The sequence below is a fragment of the Pseudomonas psychrophila HA-4 genome (genome assembly GCF_000282975.1).
GTDB lineage: Bacteria > Pseudomonadota > Gammaproteobacteria > Pseudomonadales > Pseudomonadaceae > Aquipseudomonas > Aquipseudomonas psychrophila_A.
On record NZ_ALJC01000091.1, the window covers coordinates 1 to 14,182 of the forward strand.

The 14,182-nt window shown below is 57.2% G+C and carries 13 protein-coding genes and 1 pseudogene; 6 read left to right on the forward strand and 8 right to left on the reverse strand.

The features are described 5' to 3' along the window. Nucleotides 1–18: 18 nt before the first annotated feature. The 6 genes and pseudogenes from B347_RS0113615 to B347_RS26950 all read right to left on the reverse strand — a co-directional run bounded on the left by B347_RS0113615 (nucleotide 19) and on the right by B347_RS26950 (nucleotide 5,684). Entirely contained in the window at nucleotides 19–798 is a 780-nt protein-coding gene (locus B347_RS0113615; RefSeq protein ID WP_019410246.1) for an N-acetylmuramoyl-L-alanine amidase, read from the reverse strand. A 245-nt stretch (nucleotides 799–1,043) separates the two neighbouring features. Continuing rightward, the gene (locus tag B347_RS0113625) at nucleotides 1,044–3,011 is read right to left on the reverse strand and encodes a diguanylate cyclase (RefSeq protein WP_019410248.1); all 1,968 of its coding nucleotides are present in this window, start codon (nucleotides 3,009–3,011) and stop codon (nucleotides 1,044–1,046) included. Further along, a complete protein-coding gene (locus B347_RS0113630) occupies nucleotides 3,008–3,883 on the reverse strand; it encodes an endonuclease/exonuclease/phosphatase family protein (protein WP_019410249.1) in 876 nt (291 codons plus the stop codon). The genes B347_RS0113625 and B347_RS0113630 overlap by 4 nt, the downstream gene beginning before the upstream one ends. A gap of 15 nt (nucleotides 3,884–3,898) precedes the next feature. Further along, the gene (locus B347_RS0113635; protein ID WP_019410250.1) at nucleotides 3,899–4,558 is read right to left on the reverse strand and encodes a thiol:disulfide interchange protein DsbA/DsbL; all 660 of its coding nucleotides are present in this window, start codon (nucleotides 4,556–4,558) and stop codon (nucleotides 3,899–3,901) included. Nucleotides 4,559–4,756: 198 nt separating this feature from the next. Next, on the reverse strand, nucleotides 4,757–5,377 hold the full coding sequence (locus B347_RS0113640) for a c-type cytochrome (RefSeq protein ID WP_019410251.1): 621 nt from the start codon (nucleotides 5,375–5,377) through the stop codon (nucleotides 4,757–4,759). Nucleotides 5,378–5,395: 18 nt separating this feature from the next. After that, nucleotides 5,396–5,684, reverse strand: a pseudogene (locus B347_RS26950) (c-type cytochrome). A 197-nt stretch (nucleotides 5,685–5,881) separates the two neighbouring features. Here B347_RS26950 and yihA point away from each other — a divergent pair. Continuing rightward, entirely contained in the window at nucleotides 5,882–6,529 is a 648-nt protein-coding gene (yihA, locus tag B347_RS0113645) for a ribosome biogenesis GTP-binding protein YihA/YsxC (RefSeq protein ID WP_019410252.1), read from the forward strand. A gap of 384 nt (nucleotides 6,530–6,913) precedes the next feature. Here the strand turns inward: yihA and polA are convergent, their stop codons facing one another. Next, complete coding sequence (gene polA, locus B347_RS0113650) at nucleotides 6,914–9,682, reverse strand: DNA polymerase I (RefSeq protein WP_019410253.1); 2,769 nt, start codon at nucleotides 9,680–9,682, stop codon at nucleotides 6,914–6,916. A gap of 74 nt (nucleotides 9,683–9,756) precedes the next feature. Between polA and B347_RS0113655 the strand changes: the two genes are divergently transcribed. Both B347_RS0113655 and B347_RS0113660 read left to right on the forward strand, forming a co-directional pair. Beyond that, nucleotides 9,757–10,047 (forward strand): DUF2782 domain-containing protein, encoded by a 291-nt coding sequence (locus tag B347_RS0113655; protein WP_019410254.1) that lies wholly within the window; start codon nucleotides 9,757–9,759, stop codon nucleotides 10,045–10,047. Between the two features lie 55 nt (nucleotides 10,048–10,102). Beyond that, nucleotides 10,103–11,053 carry a homoserine kinase gene (locus B347_RS0113660; RefSeq protein ID WP_019410255.1) on the forward strand — a complete coding sequence of 317 codons (951 nt, stop codon included), beginning with the start codon at nucleotides 10,103–10,105 and terminating at the stop codon, nucleotides 11,051–11,053. A 54-nt stretch (nucleotides 11,054–11,107) separates the two neighbouring features. On the opposite strand, the gene znuA is transcribed toward B347_RS0113660, so the two are convergent. Continuing rightward, entirely contained in the window at nucleotides 11,108–12,040 is a 933-nt protein-coding gene (znuA, locus tag B347_RS0113665) for a zinc ABC transporter substrate-binding protein ZnuA (RefSeq protein WP_423812782.1), read from the reverse strand. A gap of 57 nt (nucleotides 12,041–12,097) precedes the next feature. Here znuA and B347_RS0113670 point away from each other — a divergent pair, with 57 nt between their 5' ends. Genes B347_RS0113670 through znuB form a run of 3 tightly spaced genes read left to right on the forward strand, consistent with a single transcriptional unit; the run spans nucleotide 12,098 to nucleotide 14,149 of the window. Next, complete coding sequence (locus tag B347_RS0113670) at nucleotides 12,098–12,580, forward strand: Fur family transcriptional regulator (protein WP_026014185.1); 483 nt, start codon at nucleotides 12,098–12,100, stop codon at nucleotides 12,578–12,580. Further along, nucleotides 12,580–13,368, forward strand: a complete 789-nt coding sequence (znuC, locus tag B347_RS0113675; protein WP_019410258.1) for a zinc ABC transporter ATP-binding protein ZnuC — start codon at nucleotides 12,580–12,582, stop codon at nucleotides 13,366–13,368. The genes B347_RS0113670 and znuC overlap by 1 nt, the downstream gene beginning before the upstream one ends. Further along, nucleotides 13,361–14,149: a zinc ABC transporter permease subunit ZnuB gene (znuB, locus tag B347_RS0113680; protein ID WP_019410259.1), complete on the forward strand. Its 789-nt coding sequence runs from the start codon at nucleotides 13,361–13,363 to the stop codon at nucleotides 14,147–14,149. The genes znuC and znuB overlap by 8 nt, the downstream gene beginning before the upstream one ends. Nucleotides 14,150–14,182 lie beyond the last annotated feature (33 nt).

A 14,182-nucleotide genomic window follows, 5' to 3' on the forward strand; every position in this document is an offset into this window, starting at 1 on the left:
CCCCCCCCCCTGCGGGGATCAGTTTTTCTGTGTGTTGAGCACTTTCAATATGGCCGCGCTTTCAGCATCCGGCGTGCCGTCGAAACGCGATGGCCGAAAATGCATCTGAAACGCTGTCAATACATGCCGCGTGGCAACGTCGAGTTCGCCAGTTTGTGGCGTCTCGTAACCCAGTAGCGCTAGCTCCTGCTGAAACCAGGTAATGCTCGGCAGGTCGTTAGCAAACTGTGCCTGCTCATGCGCAACAGCCTGGGCGTTGGGCCAGATGCCGAAGCCTGCTTGCGCCAGGCGTTTCCAAGGGAACAATGGGCCTGGATCAAGTTTGCGCAACGGTGCTATGTCGCTATGGCCGATGATGTTGTGCGGGTCGATCTTGTAGCGCGTCGAGATATCTTTTAGCAACGCGATCACTGACTCGACCTGACCTTCGGTGTAGGGATACCAGACACGCCCTGTCGGGGTATCACGGAAGCCCGGATTTACGATTTCGATGCCAATGGAGCTTGAGTTGAGCCAGGTACGGCCTTTCCATTGGCTTTCACCGGCATGCCACGCGCGCTGATTTTCATCGACCAGCTTGTAGATGGTCGGCGGCGTATCACCAATCAGGTAATGGCTACTGACAGGCCCGCTCGTCAGTAGCTGCAACGAGCGTTCAAGTGAGGTTGACGTGTAGTGAAGCACCACAAACTGCACGCGACTGTCATAGTTGACCGAAGGATGGCTGGTATCCATCCGCAGGCCATTGGCACAACCCGCCAGCAGCGCAAGAGACAAAACAAGAATAGGAAATTTCATGGGCAGAGGCCGCACAAGAGCAATTAATGCGCCAGCATACCTTACTGCTCATGTCTGTATCTGCACGTAGCCTCGGCCTCATGACGTTGGCCCACGTTAATAAGGGGTGCTATAGGCAGCGCAACGATTGTGTCTATAGGAGATGGCCGATCAAGCCCAAGCAGTACAGCAACAACATCGAGTTCTTCACGGGGCGGTTTACTCGGTAACGTGGCGATGCCATGAACACCAACCTGCACTCACACTTAAACCCGGCTGCATTCTATGCGGTTGCGGCCATTATCTTTGGCTCGGTATAACGCTTCGTCCGCCCGCTTAAGTACCTGTTCACTACGATCTGCGAGTTTGAAGGGCGCCAGACCAATAGAGCAGGTGAGGGTTACAGGCTCGCCCTTGAAATGGAACGGGCAGGCCGCGATGGCAGAACGTAGTTTTTCGAGAACCTGCAAACCCGCTGCCAGGGTTGTATCGGGGATCAACAAGACAAACTCTTCACCACCAAATCGGGCGACAAAGTCATTAGGCCGCAAGTGCTTGCGAAGTTGTGCCGCTACAATTTTGAGCACTTTGTCGCCCGCCAGATGGCCATAGCCATCATTGATGCGCTTGAAGTGATCAAGGTCGAGCATGGCGATGAGTAACGGATTTCCGTGTGCTTGCCACTGTTCAACTTCATGAGCCAGACGTTCGCCCCAGGCCGCTCGATTGGGCAAACCGGTCAAAGGATCGATAAGGGCTTTGAGACGCTGTTCTTCGAGGTGTTCGCGATAGCCTTGGGCCTCCTGCTCCATGAAGGCCACACGCTCGGCCAACCCTTGCAAGCGGCGGGAGAGTTCTTGCTCACGGGCATCACGCTGTTGCTGGTGCTGGTCCATCGTGCCCAGCAGACCTTCAAGCCGGGCTTCAAGGATGTGCTTGAGACTATTGAGGTCGACGGCGTCTTGCACACTGTTCTGCAAGCCATCGACGTGCTCACGCAACTGGCTGTCCAACTCAGCCGCAGCCGATCGCCCTTGGGCATGGCCGTCACTGGCGGCTTGTAGGTTGTTTTGAAACGATTCGAGTCGCTCATTGAGCTGTTTGAGGTAGGTCTCAAATTCATGCTGGCCGCCGTCGGTGATGGCCAGCATCAAAACAGCCAGATCGTCGAGAATCGGCAGTAGTTCGTACCAATTGAGACCTTTTTCGAGCCGACGACGCATGGACTCGGCTTGTGGCCAATGATGTTCGGGCAGCGACAGATCGTTCAGCAAACCTAGCAAGGTCGATTCAATGTGCTCCGCGACCGAGCTGTAGGTGGGCTCGGGGCTTTCCGGGAGGGCATACGCCGTGTCGACGACCACTGGTTCAGGCTCGACCTCTAGCTCCAACTCGGGCTCAGACTGATCGAGCGCGTCCTGATCAGGCTCAGGCGCCTCAAAGGGTTGATTCGAACGCGTATTTTCAGCATCCACCAGCGCCACCACCGACTCAAGGGCGCCGCTCGAGGCGTCTTCAGTGAGCGCTTCGGGCACAGGCGCTGAGAGCGTCTCAGGCGCCTCTTGATCGGGAGTCGGGAGATCGGGCTGTGGGGCTATAGCTTGAGGAGAAGGCGCCGTAACCGGTTTCGATGCAGGCAATGGCGCCACAACATTGGGTGCCTGGACCTGCTGGGGCTCACAGTCTCGCGGAGCGGCCTTATCGGCGTCGTGAGCGCCAAACAGCCGCTGCAAAAGGTTAGGTTTCGATGGCTCTGCTTCATTGAGCTGAGGCGCCAGTGCTAAGCCCTGCAAGTTGCTCAGTTCACTGAGCAATAACGGTATTTCGCGGGCCTGGGTCACTCGGTTATCGAGCTGCCTGGCGAATGTCTTAAGAGGCTTGCTGACCTCGCGGGGTAGGGGCAGGGCTTGCAGTTGAGTCACGAGCGCATTGAGGGCGACGCTCATTTGATCAATGCGCGTTTCGCGGCGCTGTTCGGAATCGAGTACGGCTTTTTCGAGGCGTGGCAGCAAGGCCGCCAAGGGCGCGTCCATGTCATCGGTGCGCACGGCTTCGCGCATTTCTTTCATGCACTGGTCAACGGTCCGGTCCGTGCCTTCTGCCGCCAACGTGCTTCGCACTAGGCCGCGGCGTAACAGATCGAGACGCGCGTTCCAGCGGCGTTCGAGCTTGTCTTGTTGCTCGACACTCTTCAGGTATTTCTCTTTCCAGCGTTTGGCGTCGTCAGCAGTCATGCCAGTGGCTCACGCGCAGTACTCAACACGGGCAATGAGTCGACACCGACAGAGCCCGGCAAACGGATTTCAACCGCCACCGGCAAGTGATCAGAAATAGGCTGATCCAAGACTTGTACGCGCTCAAGAGTCAGGGCCGGGCTGAGCAAAATGTGATCAAGGCAACGTTGCGGGCGCCAGCTGGGGAAGGTCGCTTCCATTTGTGGCGCCAGCAAACCAAGGTCGCGCAAAGGGGATGCTTGCAGCAGGTCGTTGGCGTGGGTGTTCATGTCGCCCATCAAAACCTGGTGCTGATAGCCGCCAATCAGCTCGCGAATGTACGCCAACTGCAGGGTGCGGGTTTTTGTGCCTAATGCCAGGTGCATGACCACCACGACCAGCGCATCGGGGCCATCCCCGAAACGCACTAAAATTGCGCCACGGCCAGCAGGGCCGGGCAAGGGGTGATCTTCAATCGCCGTTGGACGCAGGCGGCTGAGCACGCCATTGCTGTGCTGGGCCAGACGCCCAAGGTTGCGATTGAGTTGTTGATACCAGTAGGGAAATTCGCCCTGTTGGGCCAAGTATTTGACCTGATTGACGTAGCCGGATCGATGGCTGCCGCCATCGGCTTCCTGTAAGGCGACTAGGTCGAAGTCACTCAACAAGTCGCCTATTTTCTCCAAGTTACCCGCCCGCCCTTTGTGTGGCAGCAAGTGCTGCCAACTGCGGGTCAGGTAGTGGCGGTAACTGTGCGTACTGTTACCGACCTGGATATTGAAACTGAGCAAGCGCAAACGCCGATCATCCGGCATGCCACTGCCTGCCAAATGATCTTCGTTGACCTGCGGTTCATGCAGGCCAACTATTCGTTCGCTCTTCCAGCGCCGCATAGAAAGGGCCGCCGCTTAGTTTTTGGCTGCTGGCGCCGCTTTCTCTTCTGCTCGCTCTTTGGCGATCAGTTGGTCAGCAACGTTCAATGCTTGCTCAGGGCCGCCTGTGGAACCGATGTCGAAGCGGTACTTACCATTAACAATCATGGTCGGTACACCTGAAATCTCGTACTTTTTGGCCAGCTCTTTGTACTGGGCCAGTTTGCCTTTGACGGCGAAGGAGTTGAACGTTTCAAGGAACTTTGTTTTGTCGACACCCTGAGTGGCCACGAAATCAGCCATATCTTCTGGCTTGATCAGGTTTTTATGTTCTTTCTGGATGGCGTTGAAGACGGCTGCGTGAACCTTGTTCTCTACACCCATGGTGTCGAGGGTGATGAACAACTGACCGTGAGCATCCCAAGGACCGCCAAACAGGGCCGGGATACGAACAAAGTGCACGTCGGCAGGCAGTTTCTCTGCCCAAGGATTGATCACAGGCTCAAACGCGAAGCAATGCGGGCAGCCGTACCAGAACATCTCAACCACTTCGATCTTGCCAGGCACCGCAACCGGAACAGGGTTTGACAGTTGTACATAGGTTTTGCCGGCTTCTAGCGGTACATCAGCAGCTTGAGCCGTCATGCCAAACAGAGTGGCAGTAACGAGAGCGGCGCTGAGAATCAGATTACGCATGCTTTACTCCTGGACAAATAAGGTCGCCTGACGTGACCTGTTTCAGACAGATCCGTGCAGCTTTGAGTTCGATAGTGTAGCGGCAGATAACATGAAAAAGGGCAGCCTCAGCTGCCCTTTCACACTTACATTCAAAGATTAAACGATTGTTAACGTCAAACAGCCCCTTCAGGACTGGTTGCGCCGATGGCACAAACTCTAGTGCAAGCCTTGAATGTAGCTGGCCAAGGCCTTGATGTCCTTGTTGCTCAGCTTGGCAGCAATGCCGCGCATGATCATCGAGTCGCCGTCGTTGGTACGCTCGCCTTCACGGAAGTCGGTAAGCTGTTTCTCAATGTAACTGGCGTGCTGGCCACCCAGATGCGGGAAACCCGCAGTGGCCAGCCCTTGGCCATCGGGTGAGTGGCAACCGGTACAGGCCGGCATGCCTTTTGAGAGGTCACCGCCACGAAACAGCGCCTCACCCCGTGCAACCAGTGCAGGGTCAGCAGCACCGACGGAGCTCTTTTGGCTGGAGTAGTAAGCGGCGATATCCGCGAGATCCTGATCATTCAGGTTGGCCAGCAAACCGGTCATTTCAAGAACCTGGCGCTTGCCGTCCTTGATTTCATGCAGTTGCTTGAGCAGGTAACGATCACCTTGCCCGGCCAGTTTTGGGAAATTAGGGGCCATGCTATTGCCGTCAGGACCGTGACAAGCGCCACATACAGCGGTTTTTGCCTGACCTGCTGCGGCATCACCTACAAGGGTGGTACCTGCGGCCTGAGCGATACCACTAACGCCCAAGGTCAACAGCAGACTCACGAATAGTTTGTTCATCAGCTAATCCAACTACGGCTAAGGGTTAAAGTTATGGCCGGGCTTACTCATTCATCCACTGGATGATTGGCTGGTAAACCTCGACACTGCAGTCCGTGCACAAACCACGCGGCGGCATCGCCTTTACACCCTGGGTCACGTGTTGCACCAACGCCTGCTTAACTTACCTTTGGCCTTTACACCCGATTTCGGTGTTATGAATCGCTGACCTTCATGGCAGGCAATACAAACGCGGTTGTACACGGCTTCCGGATCCTGTGTAGCCTGAACGCTGTACAAGCGGTATCAAGACACCGGCAGCAGCCATCTCGTCATAAAACGATTCTTTCAGGGTTGGAGCTTGTTGCGTTCTAATGCGCAACCTAGGTCTACAGCTCCCGCGTACTTCGTCCTACGCTGGGACAAAGCACACACAAAATCTGCGGCATTATATACTGGCGCCACTGAAACGGAAACGACACGCTCGCCGCGTCCATTCCTGGCGCCGCTCACATCGGATATCCCATGCAACTCAAGAACCCCATTCTCGGTCTGTGCCAACAGGCTACCTTCATGCTCAGCGCAGCCAAAGTTGACCAATGCCCCGATGACGAAGGCTTTGAAGTCGCATTCGCCGGGCGCTCCAACGCAGGCAAGTCCAGCGCACTCAACACCTTGACCCACGCCAGCCTGGCCCGCACGTCGAAAACACCAGGCCGTACTCAGTTGCTGAACTTCTTCCAATTGGACGAAGATCGTCGCCTAGTCGACCTGCCGGGTTATGGCTACGCCAAGGTGCCGATCCCGCTAAAAATGCACTGGCAGCGCCACCTAGAAGCATATTTCGGCAGCCGCGAAAGCCTCAAAGGCGTGATTTTGATGATGGATATTCGTCATCCAATGACCGATTTCGACGTTTTAATGCTGGACTGGACCGTCTCCAGCGGCATGCCGATGCATATTTTGCTGACAAAAGCCGACAAACTGACGTACGGCGCAGCCAAAAACACGCTGCTCAAGATTCAGTCTGACATTCGCAAGAAATGGGGCGACAGCGTCACCATTCAGCTGTTCTCCACCCCAAAACGATTGGGCTTGGAAGAGGCGTACACCGTGCTGGCTCGCTGGCTGGAGCTGCCGAACAAAGGCGAAGAAGAAAGCGCCGAGTCATAAATCGCAGGCAAAAAAAACCCCGGACTTCATATGGGGGAGGGAAGTTCGGGGCTCAAGTACTGGACCGCTAGGGCGGGGTCCAGAGTTCTGCCAACACTTAACACAACATTAGGAGCATTGAAGGGCTTCACCTAAGCCATTCTGAGAATCTGAGTCGTGTTAAGCCGGATTAGTTCCGGCGCCTCAAAAAAACTATTTGGCATAAATCTCCCAGCAACACCGGACCGTAGCAGTTGCCGCAGGCTACGTCCGGGGGGCGGAGCCGCCGCAAATTCTGAGTCCCCGGTGTGCCAGACCAACCCAGTTATCCGCAATTACGATCGCTTCGCAATCGAACGTAGCCTCGCGTAACTCGGCAACTGCTACGCGAAGCAAGGATGCCTGTTAGTGCGCCTCGTCCCAGTTATTGCCCACACCCACTTCGACCACCAGCGGTACGTCAAGCGTGGCCGCCTCACTCATGTGCACACGCAATTCGTCGCGCACCTGGTCCACCAGGTCTTCACGCACCTCAAGTACCAATTCATCGTGCACTTGCAAGATGACGCGGGCATCGAGGCCTGAAGCCGTCAACCAGTTATCCACAGCCACCATGGCTTTCTTGATGATGTCTGCCGCCGTGCCCTGCATCGGGGCGTTGATTGCCGTGCGCTCTGCGCCTTTACGCAGCGCCGGGTTTTTCGCGTTGATCTCCGGCAGGTACAGGCGACGGCCGAAAATAGTCTCGACATACCCTTGTTCGGCCGCCTGGGCGCGCGTGCGCTCCATGTAGTCCAGCACACCCGGGTAACGCGCAAAGTAGCGATCGATATAGGCCTGCGATTGCTTACGGTCTACGCCGATCTGCTTGGCCAGGCCAAAAGCGCTCATGCCATAAATCAGGCCGAAGTTGATCGCCTTGGCGCTGCGACGCTGATCCGTGGTGACGTCACTCAGATCGACGCCAAACACCTCGGCCGCCGTGGCGCTGTGCACGTCCAAGTCGTTGCGAAAAGCGTTTAGCAGCCCTTCGTCCTTGGCCAGGTGCGCCATGATCCGCAATTCGATCTGCGAATAGTCCGCCGCCAGCAGTTTGTAACCTTTAGGCGCCACGAACGCCTGACGAATCCGGCGGCCTTCGGCGGTGCGGATCGGGATGTTTTGCAGGTTTGGATCGCTGGACGACAAACGCCCGGTCGCCGTGACGGCCTGATGGTAAGAGGTATGAATGCGCCCGGTACGCGGGTTAATTTGCTCTGGCAAGCGATCGGTGTAGGTGCTTTTCAGCTTGCTCATCGAACGGTACTGCATCAACACTTTTGGCAGTGGGAAATCCTGCTCAGCCAACTCTGCCAATACCGCCTCAGCGGTCGAAGCCTGACCTTTGGCGGTTTTGCTGATGATCGGCAGGCCGAGTTTTTCGTACAGGATCACGCCCAGTTGCTTGGGTGAGCTGAGGTTGAATTCTTCACCGGCGATGGCAAAAGCCTCACGTTCAAGGGCAACCATCTTGTCGCCCAACTCAACGCTCTGTACGCCCAGCAGCTTGGCGTCCACCAGCGCGCCTTGGCGCTCTATGCGCGCCAGAACCGGTACCAGCGGCATCTCAATATCCGTCAGCACACTGTTCAGGCTTGGAATCGCTTGCAGCTTTTCATTCAGCACGTGGTGCAAACGCAGGGTTACATCAGCATCTTCGGCTGCGTACGGCCCGGCCTGTTCCAGCGAGATTTGGTCAAATGTCAGCTGTTTGACGCCTTTGCCGGCAATATCCTGGAAACTGGTGGTGCTGTGGCCCAAGTACTTGAGCGCCAGGCTATCCATGTCATGGCGGGTGGCCGTGGAATCCAGCACGTAGGACTCAAGCATGGTGTCGAAGGCAACGCCCTGCACCATGATGCCGTTGGTCTGATCGCCGCCGATGGCGCAGTTGGCCAGAATGTTCATGTCGAACTTGGCATGCTGACCGACTTTGGCCTTGTTCGGGTCTTCGAGCAGCGGCTTGAGTGCTCGCAGCACCGTGTCGCGGTCCAGTTGTTCCGGCACGCCCATGTAGGAGTGGGTCAACGGAATGTAAGCCGCTTCGCCGGGCTTGACCGAAAACGACAGGCCGACCAATTGCGCTTGCTGCGCATCCAGGCCGGTGGTTTCCGTGTCAAAGGCAATCAACGTAGCGTCGTTGAGCTTTTTCAGCCACACATCGAACAGGGCTTGATCGAGGATGGTGACGTATTGCTGCTCTTCGGTCGACGCAGCAACAGGCTCTTCATGCACGATCACCTGACCGGCACGCTTGGCTTCACGCTCGACGTCGGCAATCCAGCTTTTGAACTCCAACTCGGTGTACAGCTCAATCAGCTTTTCGCAGTCAGGCGCTTTGAGGTGCAGGTCTTCTAGACCGATATCCAACGGCACATCGACTTTGATCGTGGCCAACTGGTACGACAAAAACGCCATTTCGCGGTGTTCTTCGAGCTTCGCGGGTAAGTTCTTAGCACCGCGAATCGGCAAGGTTGGCACGATATCGAGCTTTTCATACAGGTCGACCAGACCGCCGCCTACGCCTACCAACAAACCAGAAGCGGTTTTAGGACCAATGCCCGGAACGCCTGGAATGTTGTCGGACGAATCGCCCATGAGCGCGAGGTAGTCAATGATCTGCTCAGGCGAAACGCCAAATTTCTCTTTAACGCCTTCGATATCCATGGTGCTGCCGGTCATGGTATTGACCAGCGTGATGTGGCCATCAACCAGTTGCGCCATGTCTTTATCGCCGGTCGAGATGACCACTGGTCGGTCCGCAGCCGCGCTGCTACGCGCCAGTGTGCCGATCACATCGTCTGCTTCAACGCCTTCGACACACAGCAAAGGGAAGCCCAGAGCGATTACGCTGGCGTGCAATGGCTCGATTTGCACCCGCATGTCATCAGGCATGCTCGGGCGATTGGCCTTGTATTCGGCGTACATGTCATCGCGAAATGTCCCGCCCTTAGCGTCGAAAACTACCGCAAACGGGCTGTCCGGGTACTGCTTACGCAGACTCTTCAGCATGTTCAACACACCCTTCACAGCGCCTGTCGGTAGGCCCTTGGAGGTAGTCAGCGGCGGCAGCGCGTGGAAAGCGCGGTACAGATATGAAGAACCGTCCACCAGGACGAGGGGAGCTTGGCTCATGAGCAGGATCAACCTTTTCGGCGAGTCCGGCGCTAGAATGTCCGGACCAATGACGACAAAGGGACAAGGTTATCATGCGTACACTCAATCGCCTGTTGCTGACCGGCTTGTTTGCAATCACTCCGCTGGTAACCTTTGCGGCTGACAGCTCATCTATCGGTGATCCAGAAGTAACCATTCGCACGGAAGGCGATAAAACCATTCAGGAATACCGTCAAAACGGGTTCCTCTATGCCATCAAGGTGACCCCAAAAGGAGCGCCGCCGTACTTTTTAGTGCGCGCTGATGGCACTGATGCCAACTTCATCCGTTCCGACCAGCCGGATATGCTGATTCCTTCGTGGAAAATCTTCGAGTGGAAATAGCGTCTTAACTTTAATTGGCGCCGCCACGGCGGCGCCCGCACTGGCAATTTAAACCATGTCTGTATTCACCCCACTGACTCGCCCGGAGTTGGAGACTTTTCTTGCGCCTTACGAACTCGGCCGTTTGCTCGATTTCCAGGGGATTGCCGCGGGCAGCGAAAACACCAACTATTTCATCAGCTTAGAGCAGGGCGAGTTTGTCCTGACCTTGGTAGAACGCGGCCCGATCAAAGAAATGCCCTTCTTTATCGAGCTGCTGGATGTGCTGCACGACGCTGATCTGCCGGTGCCTTTTGCACTGCGCACCGTCGACGGCCAAGCCCTGCGCGAACTCAAAGGCAAGCCAGCGCTGCTGCAACCGCGCTTGGCCGGTAAGCACATTCGCGAGGCTAATGCCCAGCATTGCGCGCAGGTCGGCGAACTGCTCGGCCACTTGCACGTCGCCACGCGTGACAACGTGCTAGAACGCAAAACGGACCGTGGCCTGGACTGGATGCTTGCAGAAGGGCCAGCATTAATGGCTGATTTGTCGCCTGAAGCGGCTGATTTGCTGCAAAAGGCGCTGGATGAAATCACCGCACGCAAAGCACAGATTCTGGCGCTGCCACGGGCCAACCTGCATGGCGACCTGTTCCGCGATAACGCGATGTTTGAAGGTACGCATCTGACGGGGCTGATCGACTTTTACAATGCCTGCTCAGGCCCGATGCTGTACGACGTGGCGATTGCCCTGAACGACTGGTGTGCTGACGAAGATGGCCAGCTTGACGGCCCGCGTGCCCGTGCACTGCTCGGCGCCTACGCCGCACTGCGCCCCTTTACCGCCAGCGAAGCTGAGTTGTGGCCGACCCTGCTGCGGGTCGCCTGCGTACGATTCTGGTTGTCGCGCTTGATTGCGGCCCACACATTTGCGGGTCAGGACGTGTTGATCCACGATCCGGGCGAGTTCGAACGCCGCCTGGCATTGCGCCAAAGCATCACCGTCCAACTGCCGTTCGCGTTGTAACCCGTTAACCCCCTGTAGGAGCGTCGACCGGCTGCTCCTACAGGTCGGGTTGGATTACAAACTTTCCAAGCAGCTCGCTAGGTCATTGCCCAGTTTTTCCAGCAGTTGCTCGTAACCTTGCGCTGTAGCTTTGGTAAAGCCGCCCAGCGGATCCAGCTCAGCCAATTTGACCGGCAAACCCGCCGTCAGCGTGTCCGCTAGGCGCGGGCGTAGCGGCGGATCACTGAATACGCAGGTCTTGCCCACTTCCTGCAAACGCTGGCGCATCGCCGCAACGTGCTGGGCACCCGGCTGGACTTCTGACGCCACGCTGAACACGCCCGTGTGCTTGAGGCCGTAGGCGCTTTCGAAGTAGTCGTAGCCTTCATGGAACACAAAGAACGGCTTGCTCGCAATGGCCGCCATACGCGTTTTGAGGCGCGCATCCAACGCATCCAGACGCTCATTGAAGGCCTTGAGGTTGCTTTGGTATTTCGGCGCATTAGCCGGGTCTTTCTCACTCAAATCTGCCGCCATTTTTGCCGCAATCACGCGTGCGTTGTCAGGCGCCAGCCACAAGTGCGCGTCCAACGTGCCGGGGCGATGATCGTGATCATGCTCGGCGCCATCGCCCTCGTCATGGGAATGACTGTCTTGCGTGAAATGGCGCAGCTTCAAACCCGGCAACGTTTGCACGGTCACTGACGGCAAGGTACGGGTTTTAATCACCCGCGGCAGAAAACCTTCCATGTCCGGGCCAATCCAGTACAACAAGTCCGCAGACTGAACACGCCGTACGTCGGATGGGCGCAATGCATAGTTATGCGGCGATGCATTCGGCGGCAAAAGCACCTCGGGCTGGCCCACGCCGTCCTGTACGGCTGCGGCAATTAGCTGCAAAGGCTTGATGCTGGTCAGCACGTTAACCTCGGCCTGGGCCTGGCTAATCACCAACAAACTGGCGGACAAAGCAATAAAAATCGCAAAAATACGGGGCACGATGAGCACTCAGGGTGGCTTAAACGGGTAACATAATAACGTCTCTCTCGGAAATCGTCGCCGCCCATGCCTATAACACCGCTTGCTAGCCGTCCCCATGACCACTCCCATTGTGTCCACAGCGCGCTCTCTGAGGCCGATGTCTTGTGCGCGCAAAAGGGCTTGCGCCTAACGGCGTTGCGTCGTCGGGTGCTTGAGCTGGTGTGGCAAAGCCACAAGCCGCTGGGCGCTTATGACATTCTGGCCGTGCTCAGCGAGCAAGATGGTCGCCGCGCCGCGCCGCCGACTGTTTACCGGGCACTGGACTTCCTACTCGATAACGGCCTAGTGCACCGCATTGCCTCGCTCAACGCCTTTATCGGGTGCAGCCACCCCGAACACGCGCATCAGGGCCAGTTCCTGATCTGCCGCACCTGCCACGCGGCCATCGAGCTTGAACAAAAAACCATCAGCGATGCAATTATCAGCAGCGCGCAGGGCGTGGGCTTTACTGTTGAAGGGCAAACCGTCGAAGTCGTCGGTTTGTGTTCGGGCTGCCGGGAGGCTTGATGAGCGCTGCACTGATTCGTCTTAGCGAGGTCTGCGTGACGTTTGCCGGGCAAAACGTGCTCGACAACATTGAGCTCAACGTCGAGCCGGGCCAGATCGTCACCCTGATCGGCCCCAACGGCGCGGGCAAAACCACGCTGGTCAAGGCTGTACTCGGCCTGCTCAAACCCACCAGCGGCAGCGTATGGCGCAAACCCAAGCTGCGCGTGGGCTACATGCCGCAAAAACTGCACGTTGATCCAACACTGCCGCTTTCGGTGTTGCGCTTTTTGCGTCTGGTACCAGGTGTGGACCGGGCCCAAGCCCTCGCTGCACTTAAAGAAGTCGGCGCCGAAAAGGTCATCGATAGCCCGGTGCAAAGCGTTTCCGGCGGCGAAATGCAGCGTGTCCTGCTGGCCCGCGCCCTGTTGCGTAAGCCCGAGTTGCTGGTACTTGATGAACCGGTGCAAGGCGTCGACGTGGCGGGGCAGGCCGAGCTTTACAGCTTGATCACCCGTCTGCGCGACCGTCACGGCTGCGGCGTGCTGATGGTGTCCCACGATTTGCATCTGGTCATGAGTACCACCGATCAGGTGGTCTGCCTCAATCGCCACGTGTGCTGCTCGGGCCACCCGGAGCAGGTCAGCGGCGATCCGGCATTCGTCGAACTGTTTGGAAAAAACGCACAAAGTCTGGCGATTTATCACCACCATCACGATCACGCCCATGATCTGCATGGCTCGGTGGTCAGCGAAGACGCCCCAACGGCGCACACCCACGTTCATGGAGAAGGCTGCAAGCATGGCTGATTTTCTGTTTTACGCCCTGTTGGCAGGCCTGTCTTTGGCGGTGGTTGCAGGGCCTCTGGGTTCATTTGTGGTGTGGCGACGAATGGCTTATTTCGGCGACACCTTGTCCCACGCCGCCTTGCTCGGCGTGGCCATGGGCTTCTTACTGGATGTCAGCCCGGCGATTGCCGTGACCGTGGGCTGCCTGTTGCTGGCGGTGCTGCTGGTCACGTTGCAGCAGCGCCAACCACTGGCTTCCGACACGCTGCTCGGAATTCTCGCACCCAGCACCTTGTCCCTCGGGCTGGTGGTACTAAGCTTCATGCATGAAGTACGAATCGACCTGATGGCCTACTTGTTTGGCGATCTGTTGGCGATCAGCCCGACTGATTTGATGTGGATCATGGGCGGCAGCGCAGTGGTACTGGCATTGTTAGTGGCGCTGTGGCGGCCTCTGCTGGCGATTACCGTGCATGAGGAGTTGGCCACCGTCGAAGGCTTGCCGGTCGCTGCGCTGCGCATGACGCTGATGCTGTTGATCGCCGTAGTGATTGCGGTAGCGATGAAGATTGTCGGTGTGCTACTCATAACCTCGCTGCTGATCATCCCAGCCGCTGCCGCTCAACGCCACGCCCGCTCCCCGGAGCAAATGGCATTGGGTGCGACGTTGCTAGGAATGCTGGCCGTGTGTGGTGGCCTGGCGCTGTCTTGGTTCAAGGACACGCCTGCCGGACCATCGATTGTGGTGTGTGCCGCTGCACTGTTTCTGCTGAGTTTTGTTCTGCCCCGTCGAGGGGTGTAGACTTGCTCGTTTTTTGCGCACTTAGAGAGCCGC

Coding starts and splice junctions, on each gene's coding strand:
- B347_RS0113660 (WP_019410255.1), top strand. CDS start 10,103: ATGTCTGTATTCACCCCACTGACTCGCCCGGAGTTGGAGACTTTTCTT.
- znuC (WP_019410258.1), top strand. CDS start 12,580: ATGAGCGCTGCACTGATTCGTCTTAGCGAGGTCTGCGTGACGTTTGCC.
- B347_RS0113625 (WP_019410248.1), bottom strand. CDS start 3,011: ATGACTGCTGACGACGCCAAACGCTGGAAAGAGAAATACCTGAAGAGT.
- yihA (WP_019410252.1), top strand. CDS start 5,882: ATGCAACTCAAGAACCCCATTCTCGGTCTGTGCCAACAGGCTACCTTC.
- polA (WP_019410253.1), bottom strand. CDS start 9,682: ATGAGCCAAGCTCCCCTCGTCCTGGTGGACGGTTCTTCATATCTGTAC.
- znuB (WP_019410259.1), top strand. CDS start 13,361: ATGGCTGATTTTCTGTTTTACGCCCTGTTGGCAGGCCTGTCTTTGGCG.
- B347_RS0113655 (WP_019410254.1), top strand. CDS start 9,757: ATGCGTACACTCAATCGCCTGTTGCTGACCGGCTTGTTTGCAATCACT.
- B347_RS0113630 (WP_019410249.1), bottom strand. CDS start 3,883: ATGCGGCGCTGGAAGAGCGAACGAATAGTTGGCCTGCATGAACCGCAG.
- B347_RS0113640 (WP_019410251.1), bottom strand. CDS start 5,377: ATGAACAAACTATTCGTGAGTCTGCTGTTGACCTTGGGCGTTAGTGGT.
- B347_RS0113635 (WP_019410250.1), bottom strand. CDS start 4,558: ATGCGTAATCTGATTCTCAGCGCCGCTCTCGTTACTGCCACTCTGTTT.
- B347_RS0113670 (WP_026014185.1), top strand. CDS start 12,098: ATGCCTATAACACCGCTTGCTAGCCGTCCCCATGACCACTCCCATTGT.
- B347_RS0113615 (WP_019410246.1), bottom strand. CDS start 798: ATGAAATTTCCTATTCTTGTTTTGTCTCTTGCGCTGCTGGCGGGTTGT.